Below are 15896 nucleotides of genomic sequence, written 5' to 3'. Positions count from 1 at the left end.
ATTTTCCCCCTTTCACATTATATTCGTTAGAATAGTGTACCATAAAAAACAAAAGTTTTCCACAGATAATTTTAAAAATCCACACTGTTAAGAAAAGTTTTCCACAAGATGTGAATAAAAGTCAGAACCTTTGCTGGTCCTGACTTTTTGTAATGATTTTAGTGTGGAAAAGAGTGTTTATAAAAATAAATTGTAAACAAGTCTATTTTAAATTGTTGATAATTCTTTCGAATTCATCGAGGTCATTAAAGCTAATCCGAATTTCTCCGCTCCCGTTTTTCTTCTTGATAATTTTTGTAGCTGTTCCAAGAGTTTTACTGAGTGAATCTTCCTGTTCTTTTAAAAATTGGTCGCGTTGTTTAAGTTTAGTGTGTTTTTTCTTATTTGCAGCTATTAATTTTTCAAGCGTACGCACACTTAAATCCTTTGATAAAATGAGTTGAACCCATTCGGCTTGCTTTTCTTCTGAAAATGACACCAATTGTCGCGCGTGCCCTTGTGAAATTTGTCCTTCTTCTACAGCTTGTTTAGTCTGAGATGATAGATTTAGTAGGCGCAATAAATTACTGATATATGGTCTTGATTTTCCCATGATTTGAGCAACTTCATCATGTGTTAACCCTCTACTAATCAATTTTTGATAAGAGGCTGCTTCTTCTATCGGATTTAAGTTAGAACGCTGCAGATTCTCTATGATAGCCTGATAGAGTAAATCATCATCAGTTAGTTCTTTTACCACTGCTGGTATTGTAGTCAGTCCAGCTAATTGACTGGCTCGCAACCTTCTTTCTCCAGCTAATAATTCGTATCCTATAATAGAAGATTTTCTTACAATAATCGGTTGAATTAAGCCATTTTCCCTAATGGATTGAGCGAGCTCAAGTAGCTCCTTTTCATCAAAATGAATTCTTGGCTGATAGGGATTGGGATGGATTTCTGAAATATCTAGTGTACGTAATTCTTCCATATATCCTTATTCTAGCAAAAAAAACGAGACTTTACAATTGTGTAAAGTCTCATTTCAGATTGCAGACAAACATCGTTTTGGTGTTTGTCTTTTTTACTGTTTTTAGAGAAAAATGGCTGTTTTAATGCTGAAACCACCCCATCTGGACAAAATAAAAAGGCCTTCTTGCCATCCTTTTAACTAGTTTTTTGAGATTTAAGCACGCCAAAGTCAGTCCAATCTTATCCTCCATTTTGGACTTGCCTTTTTCTCTCGTGTAGCGCAGATTATGGTATTCCTTGGCTGTGCCAAATAGCCGTTCAATCGTCTCTTTCCGATGTTGATAGAGTTCCTTCATCCCTCTTTGATGACGAATATCCTCGCACTGTTCCAAATACTCCTTCCAAATATGCCGCGTGACAACTTTTTGATGGTTCTTACTGGTCGTACATACTGATAATAGGGGACAGTTGGCACAAATTGCTGGATCACTTTTGTATTCTCGGTAGCCTTCTCGGGTAGTCGTGCGATAGGTCAAGGCCTGATGTTCAGGACACAGGATACAATCGAAGTGTTCGTCATAGACAAAATCTTTAGGACGAAGTTGTCCCTTCTTCCCACGGGGACGGGTGTAGGGAAGGACAGGAGTGATTTCCTTATCAAGCAAAAACTTGGCAATACTGGGAGTTTTATAGCCTGAATCCGCAATGATATACTCTGGTTTCAAGGGTTCAAGCTTGGCAAAAAGTGCAGGAAAAGCCTGGCTGTCATGGATATTGCCAGCCTCAACACTATAAGCAAGTGCCCAGCCATACTTATCACAGGCAACTTGGGCAGAATAAGCGAAAACTTCCTTATGATCACCTTTATGGAACCAGCCACTCTCAGGGTCGGTAGTGGATAGTTTCTGGTTTTTAACCTCTCTTTTTTCGACGGGCTTTAGTGGCTTTTTTCCGTGCTTTACCCGATCTTGATTAATTTCGATTTCCAGCTGTTCACTCATGAATTTGGCCTGCTTTTCCACCTCTTGGTTGATAAACTTACGATTATTGGCCGCAGCTTTAATATGAGTTCCGTCTATGAAAATCTCCGTCGGGTCAATTAGGCCTGCATTGATACACAGCCCAAGAATATGCGTGAAAATGGACTCAATCAACCCTTTCTCTTGAAAGCGACGGGAATAATTTTTGCCGTATGTCGTGAAGTGAGGCACCTTGTCATCTAGGGTTAAACCAAGAAACCAGCGATAGGCAGTATTCACTTCAATATCCTTGATGGTCTGACGCATGGAACGAATACCATAAAAGCACTGAATCAGAGGAATTTTAACTAACATGACAGGGTCAAGACTAGGACGACCATTATCAGGCGAATAGGTATCTTCTACTAGGTCATAAATGAAGTCGAAGTCAATCACAACTTCCACTTGGCGCAGGAAATGATCTGCAGGCACAAGCTGGTCAAGGGTATAGAAACCGTACTGATTGCGGTTATAGTCAGGTTTTTCTTTGTGTAGCATAGGAGAACCTCATAAGTTCTTTTTCTTATATTATACTCCTAAATACGAAGAAAAGCCCTTAGAAAATCAATTCTAAGGACTTTGTCTTCAGTCTGAAACGAGACTTTACAATTGTGTAAAGTCTCGTTTGTCAATTATTCGCTAAGTTCTTCTGTAGAATGTGTCAACTTAATGTCAACAGTTTGTTTCTGATTATTGCGGTAATAAGTTACAGTGATTGTGTCTCCGATTTGATGTTTGTAGAGAGCACTTTGGAGATCACTCTTATTTTGAATAGTTTCTCCGTCAATCTCAGTAATGACATCAAAAGTTTCTAATTTTCCATCTGCAGGTAGTCCACTTTGTGTAGAGACAATTACGACACCGGATGTTAATTCCGTATTTGATAATCCAGCTTTTTCCAATTGACTAGTTGACAAGGTCGTCAAGTTAACCATATGAACTCCAAGAGCAGGTCGGCTAACTTTTCCAGCTTTCTCAAGTTGATTGATAATGGCTACGGCATCATTTGCAGGAATAGCAAATCCCATCCCTTCCACAGCCACACCTGAGCTACTTACAGAACTTGAGGTGATTTTGCTAGAGGTGATACCAATAACTTGTCCTTGGATATTAATCAATGGTCCTCCAGAGTTTCCAGGGTTGATAGCTGTATCAGTTTGAATAGCGTTGGTTGAGATTGTTTGACCATCTTCTGATTGTGAAGTAACTGTCCGACTTAGGCTAGAAATAATACCTTGAGTAACTGTATTAGCGTAGACGCTACCTAGAGGACTACCAATTGCGATAGCAGTTTCTCCAACTTTAATTGTATCGGAATCAGCAAATTCAGCAACAGCAGTGACTTTATCTGCTGATATTTTTATAACAGCTATATCAGAATAGGTATCGGAACCAACGAGTTCACCGCTGATTTTTTCTCCAGATGCTAAAAGAATATCAATCTTTTCTGCGTTATTAATAACATGCGTATTTGTCACAATATAGGCATATTGACCATCTTTTTTATAGATAACCCCAGACCCCTCTCCAGCAACAGCTAGTTCGTCAGATGATTCAATATTTCCAAAGATAACACCAAGACTATTGTTGGCTGATTTTTGGTAATTAATAACAGACACAACAGCATTTTGTACTTTCTCTACAGCTTTTGTGGTGGAAGTTTCATTATTATATTGAACATTGCTGACACTAGTGATGGCAGAATTTGCTTGTTGAACCTGTGGTTGGAAGAAAGATGCTGATAAGGCCCCAATAAGACCCCCAAAAAATCCAATTACAAATAAAATCGCAAATTTCAAATATTTTTTCATATAAGGAATCCTTTCCATTTCTTTAATTTTCTTTAAGATTACTCTTGCTTTCTTAATTATAGCTTAAAGTTTTCAAAAATCAATCCACAACCTGTGGATAACTCTGTGAATTATGTGAAAAACTGTAGCCATATCCTGATTTTCTAAAAATATTTTCTGTCGTATGCTTGTGGATATGTTACAATTATTTTATGAAAATAAAATTGATTACCGTTGGAAAATTGAAAGAAAAGTACCTTAAAGAAGGTATTGCAGAATATAGTAAACGATTGGGACGATTTACTAAGTTGGATATGATTGAGCTTCCTGATGAAAAAACACCAGATAAAGCCAGTCAGGCAGAGAATGAACAAATATTAAAAAAAGAAGCCGATAGAATTATGTCTAAAATTGGAGAGCGAGATTTTGTCATTGCCTTAGCGATAGAAGGCAAACAATTTCCATCGGAAGAATTTAGTCAAAAGATATCTGACATTGTAGTAAATGGGTATTCAGATATAACTTTTATCATTGGTGGTAGTTTGGGTCTCGATTCTTGTATTAAAAAAAGAGCTAATTTGTTGATGAGTTTTGGACAGTTGACGCTTCCCCATCAACTAATGAAATTAGTTCTCATCGAGCAGATTTATCGCGCATTTATGATTCAGCAGGGAAGCCCATATCATAAGTAGTTTCACGTGAAACAAGGAGTGAAAATGAATCAAAAAGAGTATCGTGTTTTTGAGGGATTGAGAATTGCTTGTTCATTAACGTTTATCAGTGGTTATTTAAATGCCTTTACTTTTGTGACTCAGGGTGGTCGCTTTGCTGGAGTGCAATCAGGAAATGTTATTTCCCTAGCTTATTTTTTAGCTAAAGGTGATTTTGCGCAGGTAGTTAATTTTTCCATTCCCATTTTATTTTTTGTATTCGGACAATTTTTTACCTACTTAGCAAGAAGGTATTTTGAAAAACAAACATGGTCTTGGCACTTTGGTAGTAGTGTAATGATGTTAGTTCTTATTTTACTAACTATCATTCTCTCACCTATAATGCCTGCGTCTTTTACAATTGCTAGTCTAGCCTTCGTAGCCTCTATTCAAGTAGAAACATTTAGAAGGTTACGAGGTGCTCCGTATGCCAATGTGATGATGACAGGGAATGTCAAAAATGCTGCTTATCTCTGGTTTAAAGGAGTTATTGAAAAAGATTCAGAACTTAGAAAAACAGGTAGAAACATCTTATTGACCATTATAGGGTTTATGCTAGGTGTCATCATATCTACTCACCTATCCTTCAAATTTGAAGAATATGCCCTTATTGGTCTGATTTTGCCGGTTTTATATATTAATTATGAATTATGGCAAGAAAAAAGACCTACTCGAGGTAGGTCTAAATGATTCCAGCAGGATTCGAACCTGCGACCGTTCGCTTAGAAGGCGAATGCTCTATCCAGCTGAGCTATGGAACCTTAACCATTTTATTTTACATTAAACAAAGCACTCTGTCAATACAATAAAAAATCAAAAAATGTATTGACAAACAAAGTCACATGTATTATACTAGTTATTGTTCTAAAAATGGTCCGTTGGTCAAGGGGTTAAGACACCGCCTTTTCACGGCGGTAACACGGGTTCGAATCCCGTACGGACTATTTCTTCCGCCATAGCTCAGTTGGTAGAGCGCATGACTGTTAATCATGATGTCACAGGTTCGAGCCCTGTTGGCGGAGTAAATAAAGACTAAGAAACCTTGAGAAATCAAGGTTTTTTGCTTTTTACAAGAAAAAACCGAGAAAGTTTAGTATTCTCGGTTCTTAGAATAATAGTATCCAATGAATTGATAGGAGAAAAATACAAAAACTGCACCAAAAGAAATCAGTAAACCTAGATAGAAACCATTTGGTACAAAGGTTAAAACTAGTTTAGTTTGACCTGGACTTACATCCACTTTCATAAAACCCTCTTGCGATTTTTGGATTTTGATAGGTTTACCATCAATGGTTGCATTCCATCCTTTATCATAGGGTAAAGTAAGGAGGAGTGAGGCTTCTTTATCGGTTACAAAATCAACGGTTACTTTATTACCATCAGTTTTTGTTACTACTTGTTTTTCTTGGAGAATGGAAATAGCCTGTTGGAAAGCTAATAAGTCCAATCGATAAAATTGTGGTTTATCAAAAGAAACTTGATTATTCTCAGGAAAATATACATCGACTTGAACTTGTACATCTGTAGTAAAGCTCCCCACATTGAAGAAAGAGAAAGCATTATCTAGTGTAAATTCACTTGACTGATTATTGACAGTAATGACAACTTTTTTTTGATTCTCATTTGAGAATGTTAAATTTGGCAAATTTAAGTATACTTGGCTATTTGCAGGTATATTTACTAAGAAAGTTGCCTTTGCAGCATCCTCATTATCAACTTTGTTGACAGTCATTCGATTGCTCAACTCAACTGTATTTTGTGAAACAACATCTGATAAAGTGTGGTAGTATTTTTGAGATAGCCTTGTTAGTTGATTAAGAAAATTTGTTTGATTATCGAGAGTCAGATTTGTAAAATTGACATCTTTGTAAATCCCTTCAGTCAATAGGGCTAACCCTAGATTAAAACTATTTTCGTAAAGATTAATAGTAGACTGACTCTGATTCAGTGTGAAACCAAACTTATTTGGGTCCGTAGTAGCTAAATTATATTTGACTCCGAATAGGCTATCAGCAATGATTGTATTATTCTGATAACGAAGATTCAAATTGGTACCGTCTGAACGGAAACCGAGCTTATCTAGTACTGAGCTGGAAGCACGATTTCGAATGGAGGAGAATTGAGAAATACCATTGTAATTGAATTTCATGCTATCATTGCCAGTTTGTGGTAATAGACGTTCTATACGATAAAATGAATCAGTTTTAGTCTTTGTAGACTTTACAATACTGTCAATATCTGTCAATTTTTCTTCATAGTTTGATTGGCTAGGAAAATGCCATTCATCAGAAATCCCCTGAACCTGATAATGGCTATGTAATCCAAGTTCTAAGAAAGTGAAGAACAATAAAACAATATTAATCCATTTTAAGGATGATTTATAGCGAATCATTGCTACAAAAAGAATGAAGTAGGCTATTAGAAATTCTAGTGTGAGTAGGAAATTTACATCCGTTAGAAACTCATAATGATCTCTAAAAATAAAGGTAGAAGTAAAGCAAATGAGTAAAAATGAAACAATTAGAGTAAAATTTTTAATACTTACTTGACGTAGTCGTACCAATGTCTCTGCTGCTAAATAGATAACGGTTATTGATAGAGCCCATGCATAACGATAGAGGAACATGTTTGGCGCATGCATACCTTGCCAAAAAAGATTGAGTGGTTGTAGGTAGAAACTTGAAATAATGAATGTAAAGAATAGAGCATAGGAGAGTTTGACAGTTGGTTTTATTTCTTTTAATGTAAAGAATAGTAAAGCGAGTATTAATGGAACGAGACCAACAGAGATCATGGGAATAGAACTGAATTTTGTTGTATCAAAGCTACCAACTAAGTTTTTTGCAAAGAAGTCCAGATACCAAGAGTCCTCGGTTTTTAGGTTGACAATTTTTGTAAATGTCTCACCATGAGTTTTTAAATCCAAATAGGTTGGCAACAACATGAACATGCTGCTTAGAGCAGATAAAATTGACACTATTGTAAAGTTGATAAATCTTTTGATTCTCTGACTATCTATCCATGATAATTGAACCAATGTCCATAATGTTAGAAAAATAGCCACCATATAACCGAAGTAATAGTTTTGGATAAACAAGCATGTTAATGTTATGTAGTAGAGAATCGGACCCTGTTTTTTTAATAATCGATGCAATCCAAGAAGAACGAGTGGGAGGAGTAAAAAAACGTCTAGCCAGTTGTTTATTTCTAATTGACTTGTACTAAAACTCATCAGAGAAAAACTAGTAGCGAGTAACAGTGCCCATTCTTCTTTCAAATTTTTATGGATACCCTTTAGACTGAAATAAGTTGACAACCCAGTCAATCCAAATTTGACAATAGTGACAAGGTAAATAGCGTCAGGCATGGATTGTAAATCAAAGAAAAAGACAATTGGAGATAGGAATGAGCCTAGGTAATAGGAGGATAGAGCATAAAAATTGAGTCCTAGACCACTTGTAAAGGTGTAAAAAAGAGAGCCGTCTCCGTGTAAAGTATTTCGTAATGTTTGATTAAAAATAACATACTGATGGAAACCATCACTGGCCAATATTGTTGTATCACTTCCCCACCAGATTCCTTGAAATGCTAAGACGATAGAAATAATAGTCAGCGGAATAAGGAAAGATAAGAGATAATAAATGGATGTTTTTGTAAATATTTTTTTCATAGATTTAAAAGAAAAGGGAGTGGGAAAGAACTTGATCGGTCAAAAAAGAGTTCGTCAACAAGTCTTTATTTCTAGTTGTTGAGCTGAAACAGTCTATTCCCAGACTGTCTCACTCCCACCCCCGCACAGCTCAAACTGTCTGGGAGACAGTTTGAGGTTGGAGATAAGGCGAACTTTGTTCGCAACAGTCGTAATGGTCAGATTTGGAGTGTGAAACACGAACAAATCTGACAATCAACCACTGCGCTGAGATGTTGACACGAACTCTGAGAAGAGAGGCTGGGACTTTTGCCCAGCCTCTTTTTATTATGCTTTCCAAAGTTCTTGTACTTTTGCTTGTACTTCAGCATTTTCCAAGAATTCATCATAAGTTTCGTCGATTCGGTCGATAACACCGTTTTTAGAAATGACGATGATATGGTTTGCTAAAGTTTGAATAAATTCGTGGTCATGGCTGGCAAAGATGATGGACTCTTTAAAAGCTTTTAAACCATCGTTCAGACTGGAAATTGACTCCAAGTCCAAGTGGTTGGTTGGATCATCTAAGACCAAGACATTTGACTTGAGGAGCATGAGTTTTGACAACATCACGCGCACTTTTTCGCCCCCTGACAAGACGTTTACAGGTTTGTTAACCTCATCACCCGAGAAGAGCATACGTCCCAAGAAACCGCGCAAGAAGGTATTGTCATCTTCTTCCTTGCTGGCAAATTGACGGAGCCAATCAAGGATAGATTCGTTTGTATCAAAATCACGAGTATTGTCTTTTGGTAAGTAGGATTGACTAGTAGTGACACCCCACTTAACAGTACCTTCATATTCAATATCGCCCATAAGAGCACGAATGAGAGCAGTTGTTTGGATGTCGTTTTGACCAATAAGAGCAGTCTTGTCACCTGGACGCAGGATAAAGCTGATATTGTCAAGAATCGTTTCACCATCGATGACAACTTTCAAGTTTTCAACTGTTAAGAGGTCATTACCGATTTCACGTTCTGATTTGAAGTTGATAAATGGGTACTTACGGCTAGAAGGAATAATTTCCTCCAACTCGATTTTGTCCAACATCTTCTTACGTGAAGTAGCTTGCTTAGACTTAGAGGCATTAGCAGAGAAACGGGCAACGAATTCTTGTAGTTCTTTGATTTTTTCTTCTGCTTTGGCATTACGGTCAGCTTGTAGTTTAGCTGCTAGTTCACTGGATTGTTTCCAGAAGTCATAGTTACCAACGAAAATCTTGATTTTACCGAAGTCAAGGTCGGCCATGTGGGTACATACTTTGTTTAAGAAGTGGCGGTCGTGGGACACGACGATAACCGTATTTTCAAAGTCAATCAAGAAATCTTCGAGCCAGTTGATGGATTGGATGTCCAGACCGTTGGTTGGCTCGTCCAAAAGAAGAACATCAGGCTTACCAAAGAGAGCCTTAGCCAAGAGGACCTTAACCTTCTCACCGTTGGTCAATTCGCTCATGTTTTGGTAGTGGAGGTCTTCTGAAATGTTGAGGTTTTGGAGCAATTGAGAAGCTTCACTTTCAGCTTCCCAGCCACCAAGTTCAGCAAACTCACCTTCTAATTCAGCAGCACGAACACCATCTTCATCAGAAAAATCTTCCTTCATGTAAATAGCATCTTTTTCTTTCATGATGCTGTAAAGTTGCTCATTTCCCATGATAACAACGTCAATCACGCGCTCATCTTCATAGTCAAAATGGTTCTGACGTAGTACAGAAAGGCGTTCGTCTGGTCCAAGTGAGATATGGCCTGTTGATGGTTCAATGTCACCAGCAAGAATTTTCAAAAATGTAGATTTACCAGCACCATTGGCACCAATCAAACCGTAGGTATTTCCTGCTGTAAATTTGATATTGACATCGTCAAATAATTTGCGGTCGCTAAAGCGAAGCGACACGTCTGATACTGTAAGCATAGTTTCTCCTCTATTTCTGTCTATTAGTTTTATTGTACTAGAAAGAACTTGAATTTTCAATGAATTACATTGGAATCAAAATATCTTCATCATAATGTTTATGGTCTTTTTGAAGACTGAAGCCACGTCCACGCACCTGACTCGCAGGCATAACAACCATAAAGGCAGTTTCATCAATTTCTAATACCGCTGTCTCCAGTTTCTGCATTTCTGGAATAGAGATGGTAGTCATCAACATGCGCTTGTCAACCCCTGTAAAGCCACCGATAATTGGAAGTTCTGTCACACCGCGATCAGCAACTTTAGTAATATAGTCTTTAATTTCTTCTGATTTTTGAGAAATAATCATGACATTTCGAGAAGATTGGGTACCAGACATCATGCGGTTGACAATATAAGTAATGGTCATTAGGGCAATAATCGAGTACATAACAGTATCAGTATCGAAGGCAACAAATCCAAGACCAACGATAATACCATCAATAATAGCCATTGTCAGACCTAATGATAAAGGGGTGTACTTGTGAATAAATTGAATAAGAATACCTGTTCCACCAGTAGAAGAATTTCCAAGGAAGACAAGCCCAAGTCCAAAACCTAGGATAATTCCACCGAAAATAGCAGCTAGGAGAGGATTTTCTGTCAAGTTGGGTAAACCTGCTGTCAACTTGATGCAAAGAGGATAGATGATAGCTCCATAGACAGTTTTGATAAATACAGATTTTCCTAAGAAAAACCAACAGATGATTAATAAAGGGATGTTACAGTAGAGGACAAAGTCAGATGGACTCCACCCCAGAAGAGCATTGAGTGCGATTGCTAAACCTCCGACACCACCAGATACGATATTATTCTCTAGAAAAAAACTGTTAAATCCAATGGCCATGACAACTGATCCGAGTGTGACAGAGATAAAGTCCTTTATACGTTCTTTCATATATTCTCCTTGGTTAGTGTTATAAAAGCAATTTCTATTATCCCTAATTTAGACAGTATCGTCAAGGATTTGTCAGCTTGACTTTCTAATTTTTTGCGGTTATAATAGGAATCAATCAGAAGAGTAGTAAGTGGATAATTTTTAGAGAGTTTGTGGTTGGTGTAAACAAACAAGAGTCGCTTATGAATGGACTGAGTGAATAGAATCTGAATAAATAAGGATTCGGCTAGCAGGCCTTATGTGCAAAAAGATGTAAGCTTATTTAAAATGCTTATAAGTGAGGTGGCACCGTGTCCTTGACGCCCTCGCACAGTTTTCTGTGCGTGGGCTTTTATTATGTAAAAGGAGAACATTTTATGAGTAAACCGATTATCCTAACAGGAGACCGTCCAACAGGCAAATTACATATTGGACATTATGTTGGTTCGTTGAAAAATCGTGTTTTATTACAGGATGCAGGTCAACATGAACTTTTTGTCTTTTTAGCAGACCAACAAGCGTTGACAGATCATGCAAAGGAACCGCAAAAGATTGTTGAATCCGTTGGAAACGTAGCACTAGATTATCTAGCGGCAGGACTTGATCCAGCTAAGACAACGATTTTCATCCAAAGTCAAATTCCTGAATTGGCAGAGCTGACCATGTACTACATGAACTTGGTATCTGTGGCTCGTTTGGAACGCAATCCGACTGTAAAAACCGAGATTGCTCAGAAGGGATTTGGCGAAGGAATTCCAGCTGGTTTCTTGGTTTATCCTGTTTCTCAAGCGGCAGATATTACAGCCTTCAAGGCAAACTTTGTTCCAGTAGGAAATGACCAGAAACCTATGATTGAGCAGACTCGTGAAATCGTTCGTAGTTTTAACCATGCTTACCAGACGGACATTTTGGTGGAGCCGGAGGGCATTTATCCTGAAAATGAGGCAGCTGGTCGCTTGCCAGGTTTGGACGGCAATGCCAAGATGTCTAAGTCACTTGGAAATGGTATTTATCTGGCAGATGACATGGATACGCTCAAGAAGAAAGTCATGTCCATGTACACTGATCCCAACCACATCCGTGTTGAAGACCCAGGTAAGATTGAAGGAAACATGGTTTTCCACTATCTTGACGTCTTTGGGCGCGAAGAAGATAAGGCTGAGATTGAGGCTATGAAGGAGCACTATCAACGTGGTGGTTTGGGCGATGTGAAGACCAAACGTTATTTGCTGGACATTTTAGAGAGAGAATTAGGACCAATCCGTGAACGCCGTCTGGAGTTTGCACAGGATATGGGACAGGTTTATGCCATGCTGAATGAAGGAAGTCGCAAGGCTCGTCAGGTTGCGGCCACTACCCTTGATCAAGTAAAGGATGCCATGGGAATCAACTACTTTAAATAAGGTTAACAATAAAAGAGCAATGTCATAAAAACGTTGCTTTTTTTATTTGTTTTATAATAAAGTAAAAAACAAACGTTCGATTTTCTAAAAGAAAGTAGTAAAGAATTTTCTGAATTTTTATCATTACTTATTTTAAAGCGAATAATAATTGACAAATGATTTCAAAATGTTATCATAAATAAAATAATTATAGCGATAGCTAGTAACAAAAAAGAAAAGAGGAAGAAAATGTCAAACTGGGACACTAAATTTTTGAAAAAAGGCTTTACCTTTGATGATGTATTACTTATTCCGGCTGAAAGTCATGTATTGCCACATGATATTGATTTAAAAACACAATTAGCACCAAATTTGACCCTTAATCTTCCGATTATTTCTGCTGCCATGGATACAGTAACAGATAGCAAAATGGCTATCGCTATGGCGCGTGCAGGTGGTTTGGGCGTCATCCATAAGAACATGTCTATCGCGGAGCAGGCTGATGAGGTGCGTAAGGTAAAACGTTCTGAAAATGGTGTCATTATCGATCCATTCTTCTTAACACCAGAACACACCATTGCTGAAGCTGAGAAATTGATGGCTACTTATCGTATTTCCGGTGTGCCAATCGTTGAAACATTAGAAAATCGTAAGTTGGTCGGTATTATCACCAACCGCGATATGCGTTTCATTTCAGATTACTCACAGCCAATTTCGACCAACATGACAAGCGATGAATTGGTGACAGCGCCAGTTGGAACAGATCTTGCGACTGCGGAGTCTATTCTTCACAAGCATCGTATTGAAAAATTGCCATTGGTTGATGAAAATGGTCGTTTGTCAGGTTTGATTACCATCAAAGATATTGAGAAAGTGATTGAGTTCCCAAATGCAGCAAAAGATGAATTTGGTCGTCTTTTGGTTGCGGGTGCTGTTGGTGTTACATCTGATACTTTTGAACGTGCAGAAGCCCTTTTTGAAGCGGGTGCAGACGCGATTGTCATCGATACAGCTCACGGTCACTCAGCAGGCGTTCTTCGCAAGATTAAAGAAATTCGTGAACACTTCCCAACTCGTACCTTGATTGCAGGTAATATTGCCACAGCTGAAGGAGCTCGTGCTCTTTATGAAGCTGGTGTTGATGTTGTGAAGGTCGGTATTGGACCAGGTTCAATCTGTACAACACGTGTCATCGCAGGTGTCGGTGTACCACAAGTGACAGCTATCTATGATGCCGCTGGTGTTGCGCGTGAATATGGTAAAACGATTATCGCTGATGGTGGTATCAAATATTCTGGAGATATTGTCAAGGCACTTGCCGCTGGTGGTCATGCCGTTATGCTTGGTTCTATGTTTGCAGGAACTGATGAAGCACCAGGTGAGACAGAAATCTTCCAAGGTCGTAAGTTCAAGACCTATCGCGGTATGGGCTCTATTGCTGCCATGAAACAAGGTTCAAAAGACCGTTACTTCCAAGCATCTGTCAATGAAGCTAACAAGTTGGTTCCAGAAGGAATTGAAGGTCGCGTAGCCTATAAAGGTTCTGTTGCAGATATGATTTTCCAAATGGTTGGTGGACTTCGCTCAGGTATGGGCTATGTAGGTGCTGGTAACTTGACTGAATTGCATGAAAATGCTCAATTCATCGAAATGTCAGGTGCTGGTTTGAAAGAAAGCCATCCACACGATGTTCAAATCACAAACGAAGCTCCAAACTATTCAGTTCAGTAAAACAAAAACAAGACCCTGTTGACAGGGTCTTTCAGATTGAAGAAAAAGTCCATTTTGGATAATTTTCTTCAATCTTTTTTCTTTATGTTGAAAATAAAAAAACTCTCAGAAACGCCGAAATATCAATATTTCTAAGAGTTTAATAACTTGCTATCTTCCGCAAACTTCTTCAATTTTTTATATTTTTAGGAGTTTGTCTACGTTCTGCAAGACCCTCTTGACAGGGTCTTTACTTTTTTGTAAATTTTATTGACAACAGTGTAAACAATCTTATTCTGACTCAGTAACCTTACCAGACTCAATATGGAAGATTTTTAAATTATCAGGTAGCTTATGTAAATGGTCTAAAGATGTCGTTGTAATAAATGTTTGAATCGTATCTGTAATAGTTTCTAGTAGTTTGATTTGACGATTATTATCCAGCTCACTCATAACATCATCTAAGAGTAGAATTGGGTATTCTCGTGTGACCTCCTTCATCAGCTCAATTTCAGCCAGTTTGAGTGACAGAACGAGACTGCGGTGCTGACCTTGGCTACCATAATGGGCATTCATTCCATTTATAAAGAAAGCTACATCATCTCGATGTGGTCCAACTCCTGTATTTTTCTTAAATAAATCACGTTTACGGCATTTTTCGAGTTCTGTCAAGAAATTGTCAATTAAGTTGTCAGTATTTGTAAAGTTTATAGAGGATTGATATTCGATGGTCAATTCTTCTTTTTGATCAGAGATTTCCTGAACTTTTTTGTTCCCAAATCTCTCTAGTTTTTTAAGGAAATCAAGCCTGTGTTGAATAACTCGACTGCCGAATTCAGCAAGCTGGTGATCAAGTACTGATAGAAAGGTTTCGTCGATCTTATCAGTGGATTTTAGATAGGCATTGCGTTGCTTGAGAGTATGATTGTAGTTAGTCAAGTCAGCAAGATAGAGTGGTTTGATTTGCCCTAGCTCGACATCGATGAACTTTCTTCTCAAAGCAGGCGCACCTTTTATCAGCTGTAAATCTTCAGGGGCGAAGAGAACAACATTCATGTGGCCGATATAGTTGGAAAGCTTGGCTTGTTTGAGATGGTTGACCTTGGTCACTCGCCCCTTGTCTGTCAAGTGAATGTCAAGGGGAACTTTACCGCTTGTGCGATGGAGTAAACCAGAAATAGATAATTCCTTTTCTTGAAACTGTAGTAGGTCCTTATCTGTCCGTGTTCGATGACTTCGTGTTAAGGCTAAAACATAGATAGATTCTAGAATATTGGTTTTTCCTTGGGCGTTTTCGCCTAAAAAGACATTGAGCCCTTTGTGGAACTCAATATCTAATTGGTTGTAATTGCGAAAATGTTGTAACTCTAATCGTTCTAGCCACATGTCTATATACCAGGGAAACGAACAGGTTTTCTTTCAGTATTTTTAGTTGCTTTTTTAGGAGTTTTTACCTGTTTCTTATTCTTTTTATTTTCTTGATTTAACTTTTTAACGATTGCAGCCACACGTTCTTTTTCAGCTTGATCCTCTTGGTGCTGTTTGATTTCCTCTGCACTAGGAGCGACGATTGTGATGCTGGTGTTGTGGTCTGGGAGTGTGATAACATCTCCGACACGGATTTTTTTACCGCGTCTTTTTTCATCCTCTCCATTGAAAAGAATGGTATTTTCTTCTAAGAAACCTTTAATGGCACCTCCTGAATGGAGAATACCAGTCGTTTTTAACAATGCTTGTAATGTGATGTAGTCATCAAATAATTTAAATTCCATAAGTCACCTCGTTACAGAATATTATATCACAAAATGGTATAATGGAAGGT

General features: G+C 38.0%; 11 protein-coding genes, 3 tRNA genes, 1 pseudogene and 1 other annotated feature. Of the genes and pseudogenes, 6 read left to right on the top strand and 9 right to left on the bottom strand.

Annotated elements, in window-relative coordinates; genetic code table 11:
• Positions 1 to 202 precede the first annotated feature (202 nt).
• From PHA78_RS12435 to PHA78_RS12425, 3 genes and pseudogenes are all read right to left on the bottom strand, one after another.
• Positions 203 to 967, bottom strand: coding sequence for a ParB/RepB/Spo0J family partition protein (locus tag PHA78_RS12435; RefSeq protein ID WP_099778999.1), 765 nt, complete (start codon positions 965 to 967; stop codon positions 203 to 205).
• 11 nt (positions 968 to 978) lie between these two features.
• A pseudogene (locus tag PHA78_RS12430) lies at positions 979 to 2465 on the bottom strand (IS1182 family transposase).
• Between the two features lie 134 nt (positions 2466 to 2599).
• Complete coding sequence (locus PHA78_RS12425) at positions 2600 to 3796, bottom strand: S1C family serine protease (RefSeq protein ID WP_043024644.1); 1197 nt, start codon at positions 3794 to 3796, stop codon at positions 2600 to 2602.
• 173 nt (positions 3797 to 3969) lie between these two features.
• Here PHA78_RS12425 and rlmH point away from each other — a divergent pair, with 173 nt between their 5' ends.
• Complete coding sequence (gene rlmH, locus PHA78_RS12420; RefSeq protein ID WP_044764447.1) at positions 3970 to 4449, top strand: 23S rRNA (pseudouridine(1915)-N(3))-methyltransferase RlmH; 480 nt, start codon at positions 3970 to 3972, stop codon at positions 4447 to 4449.
• Positions 4450 to 4473: 24 nt separating this feature from the next.
• On the top strand, positions 4474 to 5157 hold the full coding sequence (locus PHA78_RS12415) for a YoaK family protein (protein WP_024393106.1): 684 nt from the start codon (positions 4474 to 4476) through the stop codon (positions 5155 to 5157).
• Here PHA78_RS12415 and PHA78_RS12410 read toward each other — a convergent pair.
• Positions 5155 to 5228 (bottom strand) — tRNA-Arg (locus PHA78_RS12410). The two genes, PHA78_RS12415 and PHA78_RS12410, sit on opposite strands and share 3 nt — an antisense overlap.
• 111 nt (positions 5229 to 5339) lie before the next feature.
• Here PHA78_RS12410 and PHA78_RS12405 point away from each other — a divergent pair.
• Positions 5340 to 5411: transfer RNA gene (locus PHA78_RS12405), tRNA-Glu, on the top strand.
• Between the two features lie 5 nt (positions 5412 to 5416).
• Positions 5417 to 5489, top strand: a tRNA-Asn gene (locus PHA78_RS12400).
• 68 nt (positions 5490 to 5557) lie between these two features.
• Here PHA78_RS12400 and PHA78_RS12395 read toward each other — a convergent pair.
• From PHA78_RS12395 to PHA78_RS12385, 3 genes are all read right to left on the bottom strand, one after another.
• A complete protein-coding gene (locus tag PHA78_RS12395; RefSeq protein WP_272158304.1) occupies positions 5558 to 8137 on the bottom strand; it encodes a YfhO family protein in 2580 nt (859 codons plus the stop codon).
• A 306-nt stretch (positions 8138 to 8443) separates the two neighbouring features.
• On the bottom strand, positions 8444 to 10066 hold the full coding sequence (locus PHA78_RS12390; RefSeq protein ID WP_012775415.1) for an ABC-F family ATP-binding cassette domain-containing protein: 1623 nt from the start codon (positions 10064 to 10066) through the stop codon (positions 8444 to 8446).
• Positions 10067 to 10130: 64 nt separating this feature from the next.
• Positions 10131 to 11003, bottom strand: a complete 873-nt coding sequence (locus PHA78_RS12385) for a YitT family protein (protein WP_015647591.1) — start codon at positions 11001 to 11003, stop codon at positions 10131 to 10133.
• Positions 11004 to 11104: 101 nt separating this feature from the next.
• Positions 11105 to 11313: a binding site (T-box leader), on the top strand.
• 46 nt (positions 11314 to 11359) lie between these two features.
• Between PHA78_RS12385 and trpS the strand changes: the two genes are divergently transcribed.
• Both trpS and guaB read left to right on the top strand, forming a co-directional pair.
• Complete coding sequence (gene trpS, locus PHA78_RS12380; protein WP_099806534.1) at positions 11360 to 12385, top strand: tryptophan--tRNA ligase; 1026 nt, start codon at positions 11360 to 11362, stop codon at positions 12383 to 12385.
• 228 nt (positions 12386 to 12613) lie between these two features.
• Positions 12614 to 14095: an IMP dehydrogenase gene (gene guaB / locus PHA78_RS12375; RefSeq protein ID WP_024378802.1), complete on the top strand. Its 1482-nt coding sequence runs from the start codon at positions 12614 to 12616 to the stop codon at positions 14093 to 14095.
• A gap of 270 nt (positions 14096 to 14365) precedes the next feature.
• Here the strand turns inward: guaB and recF are convergent, their stop codons facing one another.
• Positions 14366 to 15460 carry a DNA replication/repair protein RecF gene (recF, locus tag PHA78_RS12370; RefSeq protein ID WP_024418405.1) on the bottom strand — a complete coding sequence of 365 codons (1095 nt, stop codon included), beginning with the start codon at positions 15458 to 15460 and terminating at the stop codon, positions 14366 to 14368.
• 2 nt (positions 15461 to 15462) lie between these two features.
• Positions 15463 to 15846 (bottom strand): S4 domain-containing protein YaaA, encoded by a 384-nt coding sequence (yaaA, locus tag PHA78_RS12365; protein WP_044682534.1) that lies wholly within the window; start codon positions 15844 to 15846, stop codon positions 15463 to 15465.
• Between the last annotated feature and the right edge of the window lie 50 nt (positions 15847 to 15896).

Origin of the sequence: Streptococcus sp. HN38 (genome assembly GCF_028335765.1) — a bacterium.
Classification (GTDB): Bacteria; Bacillota; Bacilli; order Lactobacillales; family Streptococcaceae; genus Streptococcus; species Streptococcus suis_P.
Note: the sequence above shows the minus strand (reverse complement) of the source record. Positions and strands in the feature narration are given on the sequence as shown.

Coding starts and splice junctions, on each gene's coding strand:
- PHA78_RS12435 (WP_099778999.1), bottom strand. CDS start 967: ATGGAAGAATTACGTACACTAGATATTTCAGAAATCCATCCCAATCCC.
- PHA78_RS12425 (WP_043024644.1), bottom strand. CDS start 3,796: ATGGAAAGGATTCCTTATATGAAAAAATATTTGAAATTTGCGATTTTA.
- rlmH (WP_044764447.1), top strand. CDS start 3,970: ATGAAAATAAAATTGATTACCGTTGGAAAATTGAAAGAAAAGTACCTT.
- PHA78_RS12415 (WP_024393106.1), top strand. CDS start 4,474: ATGAATCAAAAAGAGTATCGTGTTTTTGAGGGATTGAGAATTGCTTGT.
- PHA78_RS12395 (WP_272158304.1), bottom strand. CDS start 8,137: ATGAAAAAAATATTTACAAAAACATCCATTTATTATCTCTTATCTTTC.
- PHA78_RS12390 (WP_012775415.1), bottom strand. CDS start 10,066: ATGCTTACAGTATCAGACGTGTCGCTTCGCTTTAGCGACCGCAAATTA.
- PHA78_RS12385 (WP_015647591.1), bottom strand. CDS start 11,003: ATGAAAGAACGTATAAAGGACTTTATCTCTGTCACACTCGGATCAGTT.
- trpS (WP_099806534.1), top strand. CDS start 11,360: ATGAGTAAACCGATTATCCTAACAGGAGACCGTCCAACAGGCAAATTA.
- guaB (WP_024378802.1), top strand. CDS start 12,614: ATGTCAAACTGGGACACTAAATTTTTGAAAAAAGGCTTTACCTTTGAT.
- recF (WP_024418405.1), bottom strand. CDS start 15,460: ATGTGGCTAGAACGATTAGAGTTACAACATTTTCGCAATTACAACCAA.
- yaaA (WP_044682534.1), bottom strand. CDS start 15,846: ATGGAATTTAAATTATTTGATGACTACATCACATTACAAGCATTGTTA.